General features: G+C 45.0%; 10 protein-coding genes and 3 pseudogenes. 5 read left to right on the top strand and 8 right to left on the bottom strand.

Annotated elements, in window-relative coordinates; genetic code table 11:
• Window positions 1-92: 92 nt before the first annotated feature.
• Window positions 93-902: a bifunctional hydroxymethylpyrimidine kinase/phosphomethylpyrimidine kinase gene (gene thiD, locus QUA97_RS26340; protein ID WP_333197150.1), complete on the bottom strand. Its 810-nt coding sequence runs from the start codon at window positions 900-902 to the stop codon at window positions 93-95.
• A gap of 152 nt (window positions 903-1054) precedes the next feature.
• On the opposite strand from thiD, the gene QUA97_RS26335 reads away from it, so the two are divergent.
• Window positions 1055-1819 (top strand): MBL fold metallo-hydrolase, encoded by a 765-nt coding sequence (locus tag QUA97_RS26335; RefSeq protein WP_333197147.1) that lies wholly within the window; start codon window positions 1055-1057, stop codon window positions 1817-1819.
• 170 nt (window positions 1820-1989) lie between these two features.
• Here the strand turns inward: QUA97_RS26335 and ftsZ are convergent, their stop codons facing one another.
• Both ftsZ and QUA97_RS26325 read right to left on the bottom strand, forming a co-directional pair.
• Window positions 1990-3261 carry a cell division protein FtsZ gene (gene ftsZ, locus QUA97_RS26330; protein WP_333197144.1) on the bottom strand — a complete coding sequence of 424 codons (1272 nt, stop codon included), beginning with the start codon at window positions 3259-3261 and terminating at the stop codon, window positions 1990-1992.
• A 377-nt stretch (window positions 3262-3638) separates the two neighbouring features.
• A complete protein-coding gene (locus QUA97_RS26325) occupies window positions 3639-4547 on the bottom strand; it encodes a cell division protein FtsQ/DivIB (protein WP_333197141.1) in 909 nt (302 codons plus the stop codon).
• 338 nt (window positions 4548-4885) lie between these two features.
• Between QUA97_RS26325 and QUA97_RS26320 the strand changes: the two genes are divergently transcribed.
• Both QUA97_RS26320 and QUA97_RS26315 read left to right on the top strand, forming a co-directional pair.
• Window positions 4886-6217 carry a P-loop NTPase fold protein gene (locus tag QUA97_RS26320; RefSeq protein ID WP_194069643.1) on the top strand — a complete coding sequence of 444 codons (1332 nt, stop codon included), beginning with the start codon at window positions 4886-4888 and terminating at the stop codon, window positions 6215-6217.
• A 914-nt stretch (window positions 6218-7131) separates the two neighbouring features.
• Window positions 7132-12630, top strand: coding sequence for an nSTAND1 domain-containing NTPase (locus tag QUA97_RS26315; protein WP_333197139.1), 5499 nt, complete (start codon window positions 7132-7134; stop codon window positions 12628-12630).
• A 153-nt stretch (window positions 12631-12783) separates the two neighbouring features.
• On the opposite strand, the gene QUA97_RS26310 is transcribed toward QUA97_RS26315, so the two are convergent.
• Together QUA97_RS26310 and QUA97_RS26305 are read right to left on the bottom strand one after the other, a co-directional pair.
• Window positions 12784-13338, bottom strand: a complete 555-nt coding sequence (locus QUA97_RS26310; protein ID WP_333197137.1) for an IS630 family transposase — start codon at window positions 13336-13338, stop codon at window positions 12784-12786.
• 293 nt (window positions 13339-13631) lie between these two features.
• The gene (locus tag QUA97_RS26305; RefSeq protein WP_333197149.1) at window positions 13632-13685 is read right to left on the bottom strand and encodes a hypothetical protein; all 54 of its coding nucleotides are present in this window, start codon (window positions 13683-13685) and stop codon (window positions 13632-13634) included.
• Between the two features lie 582 nt (window positions 13686-14267).
• On the opposite strand from QUA97_RS26305, the pseudogene QUA97_RS26300 reads away from it, so the two are divergent.
• Window positions 14268-15184 (top strand): annotated as a pseudogene (locus QUA97_RS26300) (IS630 family transposase).
• Between the two features lie 446 nt (window positions 15185-15630).
• Here QUA97_RS26300 and QUA97_RS26295 read toward each other — a convergent pair.
• Together QUA97_RS26295 and QUA97_RS26290 are read right to left on the bottom strand one after the other, a co-directional pair.
• Entirely contained in the window at window positions 15631-16221 is a 591-nt protein-coding gene (locus tag QUA97_RS26295) for an opioid growth factor receptor-related protein (protein WP_333197135.1), read from the bottom strand.
• Window positions 16222-16390: 169 nt separating this feature from the next.
• The gene (locus QUA97_RS26290) at window positions 16391-16594 is read right to left on the bottom strand and encodes a cytoplasmic protein (RefSeq protein ID WP_333197132.1); all 204 of its coding nucleotides are present in this window, start codon (window positions 16592-16594) and stop codon (window positions 16391-16393) included.
• Window positions 16595-16967: 373 nt separating this feature from the next.
• Between QUA97_RS26290 and QUA97_RS28405 the strand changes: the two are divergent.
• Window positions 16968-18077 (top strand): annotated as a pseudogene (locus tag QUA97_RS28405) (ISAs1 family transposase); the annotation flags it as partial.
• 185 nt (window positions 18078-18262) lie between these two features.
• On the opposite strand, the pseudogene QUA97_RS26270 reads toward QUA97_RS28405, so the two are convergent.
• Window positions 18263-18679, bottom strand: a pseudogene (locus tag QUA97_RS26270) (IS1634 family transposase); the annotation flags it as partial.

Genomic DNA, 18679 nt, shown 5'->3' with positions numbered 1-18679 from the left:
ATAACCAATAACCAATAACCAATAACCAATAACCAATAACCAATAACCAATAACCAATAACCAATAACCAATAACCAGTAAAAAATAATTTCTTACTTCGGTAAAAGCGGGAAAAAATGCCCTACTGGCCCTTGACCTTCCCCAATATCCAAAGCATATTTGAGAGCAGTAGTAACATAATCTTTAGCCAATGTCACCGCTGTAAATAAATCTTTACCTAATGCTAAATTAGCGGCGATCGCAGCACTCAAAGTACAACCAGTCCCGTGAGTATTCCCAGTATCAACATTTTCAGTCTTCAACACATCCAACCGCGTACCGTCAAACCAAACATCAATTCCCCGCAAATCTCCCGCCATCCCGCCGCCTTTGACTAAAACAGCTTTTGCGCCCGATCGATAAATCTGTTGCGCCGCCGCTTTCATATCATCTAGAGAAAAAATCTCTAAACCGCTCAAAATCTGGGCTTCAAACCGATTCGGAGTCACCAAAGTCGCCAAAGGAATCAAATTATCCCGCAAAAATGCGATCGCCCCATCGTCAATGAGTCGATCGCCCGATCGAGAAACCATCACCGGATCGACAACCAAATTCCCCATCTTCAAACTCTCCACCTGCGAAGCCACCACCGTCATAATCTCCCGATTCAGCAGCATCCCAGTCTTCACAGCATTCACCCCAATATCCCCAACCACCGCCTCAATTTGAGCCGCCACAGCCTCCGCAGCCATCGCATCCACCCGCATCACCCCCAAGGTATTTTGAGCCGTCACGCAAGTCAGGGCACTCGTACCGTGAACGCAGTGAAATGCAAAAGTCCGCAAATCCGCCTGAATCCCGGCGCCGCCGCCGCTGTCTGAACCGGCCACAGTCAAAGCCACAGGAATCCTCGATTTCACCATCTTTTTTCCACCGCCAATAAATCCCCATTTTCCCATACACATCCCATCTCATCCGCGTTCGTCAGCGTTGATTGGCTTCCATTTGTGGTTCCAAATTCCCACACAAAATTAGCTATGATTAAACCAATTGTAAAGAATTATTGCCAAAAACAGTGAAACTCACCCGCATTGACCTCAACTCTTGGATCTTCCACATCGCCGGCCAAACCATCCTCGTCGATCCGTGGCTAATCGATCCCCTGGTATTTTACGGTCAACCCTGGCTGTTCACCGCCTACCACAACACCCCCGTCGCCTTCACGCCGGACACTTTACCGCCGATCGACCTTATCCTCATTTCCCAAGGCTTAGACGACCACTGTCACAGACCAACACTCTCCAAGCTCGATCGCACCATTCCCGCCATCGCCTCCCCCACCGCCGCCAAAGTCCTCAGCAGTTTGGGCTACACTAATATCACATCTTTAGCCAATTGGCAAGAGTTTAAATTTAAAGAATTATTACAAATAATCGCCGTACCCGGAGCCGAAATCCAGCCGGGACAAGAAGAAAACGGCTATTTGCTCAAAGATTTAAACAGCGGCGAGACACTTTATTACGAACCGCACTTACCGCCCTTAGAAAAAGTCAAACAGAAAATAGACACGGTAGACGTAGCCATCGCCCCAGTCATCGGTCAAATCTTCCCATTCCTCGGACAAGTCATCATCGGCCCCAAAGAAGCCCTCAAACTCGCCGAAACTCTCAAACCGAAGTTTTTCTTACCGACAACAGCAGGAGATATCCGAGCCACCGGTATTTTACCAATGTTAGTGCGATTGATCGGCAGCATCCCCGAATTTCGCGATTTACTTGCAAAATCCGAACTCTCCACCCAACTCCTCGAACCAGAACCCGGACAAACCCTAGAGATTTGAGATTTGGGATTTGAGATTTTAGATTTTTTTGATGGGAGATTGTGGATTTTTTAGAATCAAAAATCCACAATCTATTGACATTTTAGATTTTTCAGATTTGAGATTTTAGATTTATCCCAAATCCCCAATCCACAATCCCAAATCTAAAATTTAAAATCCCAAATCTCAAATTATTTGGGTGGGCGACGGTTACGCAAAAACTCAGGAATATCTAATCCCAAATCTTGCGGTTTAATTTTCTTATCCTGCGTTTGTTGAGCAGGAGTCACCGGCACAGTTGCAGCCCGCCAAGGAGCATTCACATTTTGAGTGCGCCCCGGAACAGGAGGAGGCGGAACTTCTCCCGAAAAACCAGTAGCGATCACGGTAATCTTAATTTCTCCCTGAAGCCGCTCGTCAATCACCGCTCCAAAAATAATATTCGCATTCGGATCGACCACTTCGTAAATCGTCTCAGCCGCTGCATTCACCTCATGCAGAGTCATGTCAGTACCGCCAGTGATGTTAAACACCACACCTCTAGCGCCCTCAATAGACGAAGCTTCCAGCAGCGGCGAAGAAATAGCCTGCATCGCAGCCTCCCTAGCCCGCGACTTGCCAGAACCCACCCCGATGCCCATCAACGCCGAACCCGCATCTGCCATTACAGCCCGCACGTCAGCAAAGTCAACGTTCACCAAACCGGGAATCGTAATAATGTCAGAAATACCCTGAACCCCTTGGCGCAAGATATCGTCAGCCACTCGAAAAGCTTCTTGCACCGGCATTTGTTCCGAAATCACCGATAGCAGCTTGTCGTTAGGAATCACGATCAATGTATCCACCCGGGTTTGCAAAGCTGCAATCCCTTCCTCGGCTTGGCTGGTACGCCGCCGTCCCTCAAACGTAAAAGGCCGCGTAACTATGCCCACAGTCAACGCGCCCATTTCCTTGGCTACTTCAGCGACAATCGGAGCCGCACCCGTGCCCGTACCGCCGCCCATGCCGGCTGTGATAAACACCAAATCCGCGTGATTCAAAGCATTAGCAACTTCGTCGCGAGATTCTTCGGCTGCTTTTTGTCCGATCGCCGGATTGCCTCCAGCACCCAAACCGCGCGTCAACTTTTGTCCGACTTGCAAGCGTTTGGGAGCATTTGACAGCACCAGGGCTTGGGAATCGGTATTCACGCACCAAAACTCGACCCCAGAAATCTCGCTCGCAATCATCCGGTTAACGGCGTTGCCACCACCCCCGCCGACACCAATTACTTTGATTCTCGCGGCACTGCTGGGCATTATGTCTTTGGGATTCACCATAGGATCGATATCAATACTATCTACATTTACATAACCAGACTTGCGTCTAAACGGATTGGCGGAATCAAGAGCCACCGGAAAATTTTTCACTTCTTCCGAAGGGGGACTGTCTTGGTCAGACCCCTGTCTATTATTAAGCTTCATTAGAGTCGGGGATAGTAGATTACAGCTTTTTAACTTAACTAAACGCCAATTCACATCAACTATAGGCTAAAGTTGCCGAAAAACTAACACAGGTCGAGGCTGAATGTTAGCAATCTCGGATTTTACGGAGTGTCGATCGCCCACACATCTCCCCCACCCCATTCCGGCGCTCGTGCCTTCGGCATTTGTAGGGCTTTGCAGACGAACAAAAAATCGATACTAGCCGGAGACGCTTCTTGAGGGAAAAAAATCCTGATTTTTTTTTCCTAAAGGGGCCGAATCAAACAATTGTCCCTATGTCAAGCCCTGGGTATCTATCCCGAGGGGTAAAAATTCTGCCGGATGACAGATAGTTTCTACCTTCTGTTGACAGAAGATCAATTCTGACCGCGAGTTGGCGGGGGACTTGCACTCTCCAAACTAGGGGGGGGTTCTGGCAAGTGGACGATCGGCGCTGCTGGATTTTTTAAGTCAATGTAGGCTATTTTGCTCGAATCTAGCTGTTTTGGCAATTGTCGCATTCGGTCTAAAACTTTCAGTTGAGTGCCTGTCAAGGAGGAACTGTACGGCCCTAAGTGTACGGTACCGATCTCTGTTTTCAAGATCAAGTTGCTGGGGTCTTGCCAATCGATCTCAAAAACTTTCACCGTCAAGCCGCTTAGTCCTTGGTAAAAATTCGGCCAAGAGGCGCGGTACTTTTCCAAAGGCCCGATGACTTTTAAAGTTGGCAAAGAATGCTGGGGCCCCCGGACTCGATCGCTGCCCGGTTCGATCGAACTATTGTGCGATCGCGCCGCTGCAGTATAGCTCTCCAACGGCATCCAACCCCCGCGAGCGTCCAGCCATCCCACTTTTTCCTTGTCGCTGTTGGATCTCAACATCGCCGTCGGCTGCGCCACGGCCACCGGCAGCCTTTCTGCCACTTCCACAGTCAAAGAAGGCGGAAACAAGTTACGAGTCACCTTTGCTTTGGCTATAGGGCCTGTTAACTCCATCTTTTCGGCCAGCGCCTGCGGTTGAATCCCCCACAGCGACTGCGGGTAAGAAAGCGGCACCAAAGAGCGCACCGCCTTGTCAGAGAGCCACTGATTGCCCTCGACATTCACTTGTTCCGATCGGGCAATTAACCAAGTGGGCTGCGCCATCCACCACAACAAAAATGAGGCTATTGAGCTCGCAGCCAGGGTTTGCCACACCACAGCCACCGCTCGATCGCGACGGAGGCGCCGCAACTCTTGGCGCCGGCGCCCTAACTCTGTTTGAGAAACCGCTCCAAAATTAGCCATCTACCTCTTGACAATTTAGTAATTAAGGATTACCACAAATTCAAAACTGTTTAATCTCGCGCCCTGCAGACCCTTTCTCCCCTACCATTTAATCAGATCCCCGCAAAATTACCCAGAAGGAGTGCCAATCTCCGTAAAATCACTTATCCAGCTAGGTAATTAAAATTGCTTAATTAAAAATTCCCAATTCCCGCGCCGCCATGTTGATTAGCAGATAGAGGTTGTTTGGGTATTTAGGGCATTACCCCACAGGGCAAAAGGTGACAAATCAAACTAAACTCAAGGCAAGAAAGTTTAGACTTTCGATTAACTTTTATCACTTTTAGTCGGCTTGAATTGTGATCGCACTCGAATTAGACAGATTTTATAAAGCCTGCAACCCGAGCAAGACCCTCGTCGCGGGAGACCCTGGAGACTATCAATACTACATTGATTTTGGTTCCGTGCGCGGTGGCAAAATCATTGAATCTTTACAGCGAACAATTACCCGGATCTCCCCCGACGAGCCAACCTGTCAGCTATTTACAGGACATATCGGCTGTGGCAAATCTACCGAATTGTTTCGACTCAAAGCTGAACTCGAACAAGAGGGTTTTTGCGTTGTCTACTTCGAGTCTTCCCAAGACTTAGACATGGGGGATGTAGATATCAGCGATATTTTGCTGAGCATTGCGCGCCAAGTCAGCGAAACTATGGAATCGGCAAAAATCAAACTCAGACCGAGCTATTTTTCTAATTTGTTTGCAGAAGTGGCAGAATTTTTGCAGACTCCGATCGATTTGTCAGCAGAAGCCGAGTTATCTGTAGGCATTGCTAGAGTTACTGCTAAAACTAAAGACTCTCCCAAACTGCGATCGCAACTCAGACAATATCTCGAACCCCGCACCAACAGCATCTTGCAGTCGATCAACGAAGAACTCCTCGACAGAGCAAATGCCGAACTCAAACACAAAGGCAAAAAAGGACTCGCAGTCATCGTTGACAACCTCGATCGCCTCGACCCCTCCCTCAAACCCAGCGGACGCAGCCAGCCAGAATACCTCTTTTTAGACCGCGGCGAACAGTTGAAAAAACTCAATTGCCACGTCGTCTACACCATTCCCCTGACTTTGATTTTTTCCAACGACTTCGGCCGCCTCGCCAGTCGATTTGGAGTCAAACCCAAGGTAATGCCGATGGTACCGGTGCTCCGGCGATCGGGCGACGACCACAAGGAAGGAATGGCACTGCTGCGACAGTTAGTCTTAGCTAGAGCTTTCCCCACCGTCGATCCCGCTCAACGCATCGATTTAATTTCTAAAGTCTTTGATTGTCCCGAAACTTTAGACCGGCTCTGCAGGATTAGCGGCGGTCACGTTCGCAATCTACTGATGCTTTTGTATAGCTGTTTGCAGCACGAAGACCCCCCCTTCTCTCGCGAATGTCTTGAAGGCGTCATTCAAGAATATCGCGACGATCTTCTCGGAGCTATTAATGACACAGAATGGGAATTACTGTTTCAAGTTGTCAACCGACAAAGTGTAACCGGCGAAGAAGAATCTCAAATCTTGTTGCGAAGTATGTTTGTCTTTGAATACCGCGATTTAGAAGGTCGATGGTTTGGCATCAATCCAGCTTTAGCAGAAACCAGAAAATATCAAGAATGGCAGGAGCGCGATCGCCAAAAATAGTTGGGATTTTGGAGATTGCTTCCCAAATCTCCAAGCCCTCCCCCACGAGGGATATATCAAGTTTTTAACTTCTCATTCACCGTTAAAAACTCCCAACTTTTGCAATCGAATAAAGCATCCAGTCAGCGGTTTTTGCCACTGGCTAATTTTTGTTGATTGCTGGGTGCGCGTCGCGACTTTGACGATACAAAAAAAAATTACCGCCACCAAGGACTTTCTCCAATCTCTACTCTCATATCTGCAAGGCCAGACCCCTATATAGCCTCTCTCAAAAAGGTGAGGTTGAGATTTTAGATACTTCGGCTTCGCTCACTACAAGTTTTAGATTGAGGGATTGAGGGATTGAGGGATTGAGGGATTGATACCTCATCGAGAGTGAGAAGTGCCATATAGCGGTTATCACTCCTATAGCCCTATGCCCTATGCCCTATGCCCTATGCCCTATGCCCTATCCCGGATAGTACCTCATAACAGAGCACAGAAAGGCTATATCTATTTTTACCTGTTGCTCTTAGTCCCAACTAATCCCATCGCGGACTACAATTGTTATAGCTTTTATTTCTGAATTCGTGCTACACATTGAGTAGGGTTGTTTGCTAATAGCTGATTGCCGGTCTTGCTCATAAATTGAGGGTGGATATTTACGGTATATAGTAGTTTATCTGTAGCCGAGAAAAATCAAATTAAGCTAACTTGAATTTTTACTGTCAAGTTTCGCATTCTCGGAGATACAGAGGTATGATGTGTTTAGATTCAACATAAAGAATGTGTAAATTTTCATAAAAGCAGTACGACAAACTACGTATTACTACATATATAAGGCGCCAGACAGGAACGAGCATCTCTAAGTAGATACGGTTTCAGTCACGATCGGCGATCGTTAGGTAATTGATTTCTGCAACAGGGGTGCACGCATGACCGATCTGCTTAAACTACAACAAACTGCCAGCTACAACGAGCGATCGCTCAAAACTCTGGTACGATCCATCGCCATGTCTCAGCAGCAATTTTCGCTAATTTTGGTGCGCTGCAACTACGAACAGTTGCGGCAGCGCTGGGCGCAGCGGCTGCGAGAAATGTCCCCAGTTCCAATTCAAGATATTGTCCTGCCAGCATCCGTCAAAACCCTCTACACTAATCTGGTGGCCAACACGTTACCGAGCGGGTCTTCGGCTGTTGGTTCCGCCTCGGCATTGATGGTATTCGGTTTAGAAACAGTCGTGGCGATCGACGAACTGATGGCCTCTACCAATCAAGTGCGAGACGAATTTCGCAAAAACTTTACCTGTCCAGTGATCCTGTGGGTAACAGATGACATTGTGACCAAAATGATTCGTCTCGCCCCGGATTTCAAAAGTTGGGCCGCCGCCACAATTAAATTTGAATTGGCCGTTGATGAATTAATTCATTTCCTGACTGCGCGAGCCGATACGATATTTAAAGTAGGCGAACTCGATCGAGAATTGGGCAGCAGCACCGCCAGCACCCTCGCTACTTTTGCCAGCGACGAAACCGACTGGGAACAACGCGCACGGGTGGAGAGCAAAATCAGCCCCGGAGAACGCTTTTTCAGCTTTACTTCTCAACCCCAAAACACGCGAAAATCAGAGGTTCACTCCTATTCCCCCTTGAGTCCCGGCAATACCCTAGATTTGGCGATCGGCTCTTTGTCGCGCCGAGAACTAGAATTAGCTTTAAGAGATTTACAAAATCGCGGTCAAGAACTAGAACCAGCCCTCAAAGCCAGCCTGCAATTTGTTCTCGGTCGAGATTACTATGTCAGCGACAAAACCGAAACAGCGTTGATTCACTACCAAGAAAGCTTAATATTTTGGCAGCAGCAAACCGGCAACTGGGAACTTGCTAACTGGGAACATTCCGAAAACCGACAAACCCTCCCCTCATCCTTATTGAATCCTGTCCCCAACATCTTATTTTTAGAGAGAGAAGGGATAGTGCTGTTTCACATAGCTTTGTGTCACCGCCTGCAAGCAGCCAGAAATCCGGTAGCCAACCGCCACCACTGGGAACAAGCTTGGATTAGCCTGGAACAATCTAGAAACGCTTTTTCTCTGGCTTCGCGCCCCGAATTAGTCGCTGAGGTGACAGCACACCTCGGACAAGTGCTGCAGCGCTTGAAAGCTTGGGGAGAGTTGCAAGCATTAGCTGAAAATTCTTTGCAGTTGCACTTCACCTACGGTACTCCCAGCCAACTAGCTCAAGATTACGGCTTTTTGGCGGAAGTTGCGCTGCAACAGTCGAGGTGGAGTCAAGCCCGCCAGCTAGCCGAATTGGCTTTGGCGATTTTGGATCAAACCCCTAACGATTTGAGATTGTTGATAGAAGATTTGAGATTGGGGTTTGAGGGAAATTACCCAGAATTTGTAGGTACTAGCGAGTCTAGTAACGAGCCCAAATCTAAAATCCAACATCCCAAATCCGATCGCAGTTCGTATCTTTTACTGTTGGCCCAAAGTTTGCGGCAGCTAGGCCAGTGGGAAGCGGCGGTGCATTCTTTGGAGTTGGCTCAAACTCAAAGCGAGCCGAAGTACGACCCCCGCCTTTATATTGATATTTTGACCGAACTGCAAGCGGTTTATTTCCAGCAGGGAGAGTATCTCAAAGCTTTTCGGATTAAGAAAAACCAGCGATCGATCGAATATCAATACGGATTTAGAGCTTTTATCGGAGCCAGCCAATTGCAGCAGCAGCGACAAGCCGTCAATCCTTCGAGCCCCTCAGCTCAAAATCAAGCGGCGATTGCAGCCTCCATGACAGCTTACTCCCGCCAAAAAGATATCAATAACTTGCTAGAAAGAATTAGCAGGGACGACCATAAATTAACTATTATTCACGGGCCCAGCGGCGTCGGAAAAAGTTCTTTAGTCAACGCCGGCTTAGTACCGGCTTTGAAAAATATTACTCCGGGCGCGCGCGATACCTTGCCCGTAGTAGTCAAAGTTTACAGCGACTGGCTGATGGAATTAGAAAAGGCTTTGAACTGCGCTCTGTACGACAAACAAGCCGAAGAAGAAAGGAAATTAATCGCCAAAGGGGTACAGGAAATCGACAAAAAAAGTTGCTCGGTTGTCTCAGAGCGCCCATCGGAAAACTCATCTTTCATTATAGAGCAGTTGCGCGAAAATGCGGAAAATAATTTGTTGACCGTGCTGATTTTCGATCAATTTGAAGAATTTTTCTTTGTCTCGACTTCCGTGGCACAAAGGCAACTTTTTTATAACTTTTTGCGATTGTTTTTAAATCTGCCTTATGTCAAGATAATTTTGTGTCTGCGCGAAGATTATTTACATTATTTGCTGGATTGCGATCGCTTTCCCGACCTCGACGCTATTAACAATAATATCCTCGACAAAGGTATTCGCTACCAACTGCGAAGTTTTTCGATGAAAGACGCGCGAGCCGTGATCGGACACTTAACAGAACGGGCAGAATATTATTTAGAGCCGGCACTGATCGATGCCTTTGTTAAAGATTTAGCAGACGAACTGCAAGAAGTGCGACCGATCGAATTGCAGGTAGTAGGAGCGCAACTGCAAGAAGAAGGGATTACAAGTCTAGCACAATACCAGCAATTGGGCGACAATCCCAAGGCAGAATTAGTCAAGCGATCGCTCGAAGGAGTCATCTCAGACTGCGGCCTGGTGAACGAAGATGCAGCTTGGAAAATCTTGTTTTCCCTGACAGATGAAAGAGGCGTGCGTTTGATTAAAACCAAACACGAACTATCGTTAGTAACAGGCCACCAGCCCGCAGCAGACGAAGAAAATGAATTGTTGGCCGGCAGTACGAGCCGAATTCCCTTACAACTAAAATTCGCCGAAAAACCCAAAAGCGCACCAAATAAAACCGACAATCTCGAATTAATTTTAGACATTTTAGTCGGTCACGGTTTACTATTTCTGCTGCGGGAAGCGCCAGAAGACCGCTATCAATTGGTACACGACTATTTAGTGCGGCCGATCCGCCAAAGATTCGGCTTAGAAGCCAGACTGTACAAAGCAGAAGCCGACAAAAAGATGAGTCAAGCACAGCTCTACAGAGCTAATACTTTTCTGAAACAACTGCTGGGAGTAGCAGCGATCGGCGTACTGCTGCTGACGAGTTCCACCATCGCCGCTGTAAACTTTTGGTGGCGCGCCGTCGGTCAAAAACAAGTAGCTGTCGCTCAAACTCAGCGAGCCGAAATCAGTACCCTGACAGCAGCTTCTGAAGCCCTTTATTTTTCAAACAACAAATTTGACGCGATGATGGAAAGTTTGAGAGCGGGTAAAAAGTGGAGACAGATCGAACACTCCCAAGAAATACACGCGCTCAAGGACACCGAAATTCTGATTGCTGCTGCCCTCCAACAAGCCGTTTACGGTGTCAAAGAACTGAACCGCTTGGAGGGACACGGCGATGTAGTTTGGGGTCTGAGTTTCAGTCCAGACGGTCAAACAATAGCTTCGGCGAGCGTAGATAAAACTGTCAAACTTTGGAAAAATGACGGCACTTTGCTGGCAACTTTCAAGGGTCACACTAACAGCGTCGCCAGTGTGGTTTTCAGTCCAGACAGTAAAACGATCGCCTCGGCAAGTTTAGATAAAACTGTCAAACTTTGGAAAACTGACGGCACTTTGCTGGCAACTTTTACAGGTCACACTGATAGCGTTACTAGCGTTGCTTTTAGCCCCGACGGCGAAACGATCGCCAGTGCATCGAGAGACAAAACAGTCAAACTGTGGAAAACTGACGGTACGCTGCTGCGGACGATCGAACAAATAGCCTCGGTAAATTGGCTCAGCTTCAGCCGCGACGGGAAAATAGTCGCTGTGGCGAGCGATGACGGTACTGTTAAACTGTGGAGTTCTGACGGCAGGTTAATCGCGACTCTGTGGCACAGCGAAAACAGAAAACCCTCAAAAGTTTACACCGTCAGTTTCTCCCCCGACGGTAAATTGTTGGCCACTGCGGGTGAAGACAAAACGGTAAAAATCTGGAACATCGCTGGGGCGGGCACGGGGACACCGCCCCTACACCCAGGAACCAAAAAAAAATCAACACAGGCTAGTGGCGAACTGCTAGCAACTTTGCGGGGACACAGCAAGTGGGTATTTGGGGTTAGTTTCTCCCCCGACGGACAAACACTGGCTTCTGGAAGTGCAGACGCAACTGTCAAACTTTGGAGTCTGGCTAATGTTGGTGACAAACGTCTCGCGGATGCTAGCAATATTAAACCGGAAAGCCGCTTGCTGAGAACTTTTGAGGGACACGCCGATCGAGTTACTCAGGTGAGTTTTAGCCCAGACGGCAAAACCCTAGGTTCGGCAAGTTTTGACAAAACAGTCAGGCTGTGGCGGATCGATGACGTGCCGCTAAAAACCCTCGACGGACACCAAAATCGGGTGCAAAGCGTGACTTTCAGCCCCGACGGCCAAAGGCTGGCTTCGGCTTCTACGGACAAAACTATCAAAATTTGGAGCCGCACGGGGGTTTTGCTGGAAACCTTGGAAGGACACACTCAGAAAATCTCCAGCGTCAGTTTCAGTCCCGACGGACAGCTACTAGCTTCTGGGAGTTACGACAAAACGGTGAAAGTCTGGAGTCTCAAAGGTGATGGCGTCAGTAATAGTATTGTCCCTTGTCCTTCTGCTCCGCTGTTCCCCTGTTCGCCTTCTGTGCTGTTCACTCTTGACGGGCACAGCGACAGTGTGATGAGTGTGAGTTTTAGCCCTGACAGCGAGATTGTTGCTTCGGCGAGCAAGGACAAGACTGTGAAACTCTGGACGAGAAACGGCCGGTTGATTAAGACTTTGACTGGACACAAAGGCTGGGTGACTGGGGTGGCTTTCAGTCCCGACGGAGCAATGCTGGCTTCGGCGAGCGATGACGGTACTGTCAAACTCTGGAATCGGGACGGTCGTTTGCTGAGGACTTTTGAGGGGGCTCACAACAGTTTTGTGTTGGGGGTTGCTTTTAGCCCTGATGGCAAAATGCTGGCTTCGGCTGGTTACGACAATTCGGTGAAGCTGTGGAAGGTGGACGGGACTTTGGTGGCGACGCTGCTGAAGGGTTCTAGCGATAGCGTGACTAGCGTGAGTTTTAGCCCGGACGGTTTGTTGGTTGCTTCGGGCAGTTACGATCGCAAGGTGAAGTTGTGGAGCCGCAGCGGAACTTTGCTGAAAACTTTGACCGGTCACAGGGATAGTGTGATGAGCGTGAGTTTTAGCCCGGATGGGAAGGTTCTGGCTTCTGCGGGGCGGGACAACCGGGTGATTTTGTGGAATTTGGATCTTGATGATTTGCTGGTGAGGGGCTGCGATTGGGTTGGTGATTATCTCAGGACTAATCCTAATGTGAGCTCGCGCGATCGGCGTCTCTGTGAGGGGGTAGCGCCTAAACCTCAATTTTAGTCATTTGACTGTTGACTCTTGGCAGTTGACTGTTGACTGTTAAGGAACGGAGGACACTCCAAAAGCCGTTTCCCTACCGCAAAATAATCGTAGCACGGGCGAGGGCTTGGGCGCCATCGCGATCGCACCAGATGTAATACCACTTCTCCAAAATTATGCTACAGTAGTTAGTGCCGATAGAATATAATCCCATCCCGTGATAGATGCGATTGTTTCACTTGAAAATTCTTCAAGAAAAGTGCGAACTTTTTCTTTTATTTCATCTAAGTTATCATAAAGTTCCCAACTTAATTCTTGTTTTATATATTGCCATACTCTCTCTATCGGATTCAATTCAGGACTGTATGGTGGTTGAAAAAGCAGTAAAATATTATTGGGGATTTTTAGCTGGCTACTATGATGAAACTTACCATTATCCAGTTGCACAACATTTAAATGAGCGGGATATTCTGCTGCTAGGTTATCTAGGAATATCTGAAAACATTGACCGTCAAGATGTGAAAACTCTAACCAGAAACTTTCTCCGGTTTGGGGGGCAACCGCCCCATATAAATAGTAAGCTTTAAAATTCCATTGAACTTTACCTATTGGTTTGACTCCACGGGCTGTAATTTTTTTCCTTTCAATCGTTTTTAAGCCGATTCTAGTTTCATCTTGACACCAATATTTGAGACCATTTTTTGCTGGATTAGGGGTAGTGGACTCCAACCATAATACAAGTTTCAGTAATTTTTCTAGTTTTTTTTAAACTCGATTGCTGCCGCCGGATCTTTTTTTTTACTCAAACGCCTTGGTACTTTTAACTTGGCTTTCATCCGATAGTACAGTTGCTTATGTAAAGTTTGATATTTGACGGATACTTGATAGTTATCTTCCACCCATTTCGCAATTTCTTTGTAACTCTTAAACTCGCAGGATTGCTCACTAATTTTTGTCGAGATTCCAGCTATTACTTCTGAGGGAATTACTCGCGGTCTTCCAGTCGAGCGGCGCAGCTTTAATCAGGATGACAGACCGCCATCATTATATTGCTTTAACCATCTTTGTACGGTGATTCTATGTACCCCTAAAAGTTCAGCTACCTCGCTCGATACTCGGGCTCGACCCAGATTTTAACAAATAAAGTGCCTGAATTTTTTGTCTGTTAGTTACAGTTCGTTGCTGTGACATAATTATTTTTAATTCGGTCGCAGTGTCTTCAATTCTTTCTTGGTAATTTACTTTCATAAAATCGTCCTTATGCTAGAAGTTCTATTGTAGCATATTTTTGGAGAAATGGTATAACTATCGCCCGATTAATTGTAAGGAAACGGCTCTCGCGTAAGTCCTGACTTTGCGTAATACAGCATATTCCATTTATATACGGTAAGTAGTCGGACATAAATAAACAATGCTGTGTAAAGAAAGATTAAGTTAAAGGGTGAAAGGACGATCGCTCAACTCAATGTGATGGCTCGACTAAGCGAGTGTTCGCTCACATCTGCAGCACTTACCTGAGGTAGACAAGGCTCGCGGCTTGATGGGAGCGATCGCCAAACATCAATCATGTCTTGCTGACTGAGTGGCGAATCTGCCAACAACGGGAAATTTACGTAAAAATTTAGCTACAATTAGGAAACTATAGCAGTTATAAACCAATGTCATCACCACCCTTAAGAGTTTTTCTCAATAGTGAAGAAGAGCGAACACTTTGGGAATTAAGAAGAGGAAAAAATATTCCTCAAAGAACAAAGGATCGGGCTGAAACTGTACGATTATCAGCTCAAGGCTGGCGAGTTGAAAAAATCAGCCACTATTTGAAGTGTTCGCCAAGTACAGTGTGTTCAACATTACATCGATGGCAAGAAAAAGGATTAGCCGGTTTGTGGGATGCCCCCCGTTCAGGCCGAAATAAAAAATGGCAGGTTTCAGATATTAGTGCGGTTGAAGAAAAATTGGAAACAGAGCAACGCACTTACAATAGTAAACAATTGCGTCAGTTCTTAGTGACGGAACGCCAAGTTAGTTTGAGTGAACGTCAACTGAGAAGAATCCTCAAAAAAAACTTCCTGTGGAAAAGAACACGGACTTCTCATAAATCGAAACAAAATCTCACTCAAAAAGAAATTGGTCAAGCGGATTTAGATATGCTGGAATTGGCAGCAGCGGGTGAGGTGCATTTAAAATATTTAGATGAATCGGGCTTTAGCTTAGGGCGCAAGTATGTTACACCTGGGCAAAAAAAAGGGAACAAAAACGCATTGAGCAAACAAAAAAGAAAGGAGAAAGACTGAATATCTGTGGTTTTTGGGAAATAAATACAAGTTTTGAATACGGTTTAGCACTTAAAGATTTTAATAGGCAGTCTTATATAAAATTGATGAATTGGCAGGCAGAGGAAGCACAAGACCACCTAATAAAATCAGGAATCATTACGGTAATTGTGCAAAATCGAGGCTCTATTCATACCAGCAAAATTGTTAAATAGCGTCATAATTATTGGGAGAGTAAAGGTTTATATTGGTTTAACTTACCCTCCTATTGTTCGAAAATGAATCGAATTGAAAATGAATGACAAAGACTAAAACAAAATGAATTAGCTGGGCGAATGTTTGCCGATAAATATGAATTAGCAATCGCTGTTATGGAAGGAGTTTAAGCCTGATATAAACAAGATTGCTATGAAGTAAAAAGGTATCACTTCCAGAGAGAATAGTTCGTCTTTAGTCGATGATAAAGTGCTGTTTTCTAACTCCTTAATTTTTCTTTACACAGCATCGTTTATTTAGGTCTGACTACTTACACACAATCAAGTTGTAAGTAAGGTGCGTCGCCACCCCTCAATCTGCAAATTCCATTGAACCATAGAACAGCGACGCACCCTACATAACTATTTGTTAGTTTTTGGGGGCAATTTGTTATAATTAACTTTCTCAAACCCGCTGTTACTAAACTCATTGAATAATTTCTGGACGACCGATACTTCCCGATACTCGCTCTAAATTGATAGTTCCTATTGAACTAAACTGTTCGTAACCAGCTACGTCTGCTCGCAGAGAAACCATAATTTTTATTCCCGCTATTTACAGCGTTTTTCCAAAAATTATAAGTCGTTAAACCAATAATTTCCTTGTTTTCATTATAGATCTCATCCAAACAATTGAAAAGAGCTAAAGCATAATTTTCCAATCCCAAAATTGTCACACTTGTCAGTATCCTAGTCAGGCGCAGGTAATTGTGATTCAATCTTTCAATCCACTTTCGGCTTCTGGACAAATATTCCTCAGATTTGGCAATGACAATTTCCGCGTTTTCTTCTGTGCGGCATTCCAACCCGTAAAAAGCCAGCATGACTTTGAGAGATTTAATTAAGCGATTTCTCAACTCATCGCTTGTTCTAAAAGCTTGAATCGCCCGATCGTTCAAAGTAGGAGTGCTCGTATTGACGTAACTTTTTTCTGTCAGCGGAAACAGCCATTGAATGTAGTCGTGTATCGCTTCCAACTTCTGGTAATCCCACGACCAAATATCCTCGATCGCCCGACCTTGCGAATTTGGCTGCTGGTCGAGATAAAAATCTAAAATTGGATTTGATTCGCTTAAATAACTCATTAATTCCTTAGAAATGATTTACTGACATTTGAAGATATCGATCGATTGTCTTAAGGTGCCGACATTGGTCAAAAGATACCAACGCAACATCTTCCTGTTTTTATCTATATTTTCCTCGCCAATAACAAGAGTCAAAATCCGCCACCGGTGGGGCTTTTGACTCTTGTTGTCACTCCGTCAGCCAAAAAGGTTTTTCGGCTGGTTCATAAACAATTGTATTGTCTTGGTCGGGTAAAGGTTTTATATGTTGTATACCTCCGACGACAAAAATTAGTGGTATTCCTTCAGGGAAGGCGCGACAAGTTGGAATCTCGTCTACATACACGCCATGAAACAAGTGACGGCAGGCACAGCATCCTCCATATTCAGCCATTTGATTACTCCTCAACAACAACCAAATACTACCTGTTAGTGCCGCTATCAGCTCTAAATCGATAGTTCCTATTGACCTAAACTGTTCGTAACCAGCTACGTCTGCTCGCAGAGAAAACGTAATTTTTATTCCCGCACTGAGTTAATCTTCGGGTACTGTCTACTTAGCTTCTTCGACGGGTTCATAAACCAGGGTAAACGCATCTTAACTTTAACCCAAAATATGCTACAGCCACATCTGGCTAATTTTTTATGTAGTTTATTGTAGTTTTTGGGTGTGATCAATGACAAAAGGTTTTAGTAACACTGTAAAGTCCCAACAAAAAGAAATAGATTCATTGCCTTAAATGAATATTTTAAATGCCAGTTTTTGAGAACATTTTGCCAATTTGAAAGACCCAAGAATAGAAATAAGTAAAGAACATATACTCAAAGATATTATCGTAATTGCTATTCTAGCTGTGATCAGCGGTGCAGACTGATGGGTGGCAATAGAAGCCTATGGTAACGCCAAACATCAATGGTTGAAAAGCTTTCTAGAATTACCGAATGGTATACCATCTCATGACACATTTAGTCGGGTATTTGCCAGAATTGAACCACAACAGTTTCAAGAATGTTTTTTGAGTTGGGTAAATGCGATAGTGGGGGAATTAGAACTAAACGCGATCGCCCTTCATTGATGGCAAAACAATGAAACAATCTTAGGACCGAAATGACCAGCAAAAAGCCCTACATATAGTTACTGCCTGGTCTTCATCTCATCAATTGGTTTTAGGACAAAAAAAAGTGGATAAAAAATCTAATGAGCTGACAGCAATCCCAGCATTAATAGAAATGTTAGAAATTGCCGGAAGCGTAATAACCATATATGCTATGGGCTGTCAAAAAGACCTAAAATATCTGATGGTCAAAAAAAAAGGAGATTATGTTTTAGCTTTTAAAGGGAATCATAAAATTCTCTGCCAAGCTGTAAAAGAGTGGTTTGAATTAGCTCGAAAAAATGTTAAGTAGAGAGTATAGCTATTATGAACAAGTAGAAGCTGGACATCATCGAGGGGAAAAAAGACAAGTCTGGACTGTGGATGTATCCGAGTTACCACCTCTCCATAATCAAGCATTATGGACGGGATTAAAAACAGTTGTCATGATAGTTAGTGAACGACGGCTGTGGAATAAAACCACGACAGAATCTCGTTTTTACTGGAGTAGTTTAAGCAGTAATGCTGAAAAAATTGCTGGGGTGATTCGCAGTCATTGGGGCTTTGAAAATAGCTTACATTGGACACTCGATGTTACATTTTCTGAAGACAAGAGTCGCTTTCGCAAAGATCATTCTTCCGAAAATTTTGCTCTCCTACGTCGGTTAGCTATAAATTTACTAAAACAAGAAAAAACTTCCGGCACAAAGTCTAAAAATGAAACGGTATCGAGCGGCAATGGACAATAATTATTTAGTTAAAATTTTCAACTCTGCCAGTTAATGCTCGAAATCTAACACCTATCTAAGAAGGAAAATTATCCGGCTTTAAGAAGTTCATAAAATCTTAATGTTCTGATTTAATCTGCTCAAATTGGGTTAAAATTAAGAATTTTAAGAAGGTTTTTTGAGTGAGTGAGTAATGCACAAATCCAGGGTTTTGTCAAATTAATTTAGATGCGTTTACCCTGTCATTGGTACTCGGCTTATCCATTTGATGTCTTTGATTAACTGGATATTTTCTTGACTAGATAATGCACTGTGACAGACCATAATACTGTCACAATTTATCTGCTTTTTAAACTCTACTAATATCTTCCCAAATACGGCTTTTTCCGCTTCATTTCCATCTCTAGCTCTTGTCTATAATGGCCAGCCTTCACTATCTACAATTAAATTACATACAACTTGTTTCAAGTCAAATCTACGATCTCTCGAATATCCTTTGGTTATATTTATTGGTACTGACTTGATTATGTCTGTTTCTTCCTTGGGAGCTTTTTTATTTTTGTATTCCCCATGTAGGTGGAATGATGTAGCATCTAAATGAGCATATTTTGGTTCTACTTTAAACTTCTTTATTACGGATAATACGATTTCCATAAA

The organism is Microcoleus sp. CZ3-B2, from assembly GCF_036705055.1.
Lineage (GTDB): Bacteria > Cyanobacteriota > Cyanobacteriia > Cyanobacteriales > Microcoleaceae > Microcoleus.
Note: the sequence above shows the minus strand (reverse complement) of the source record. Positions and strands in the feature narration are given on the sequence as shown.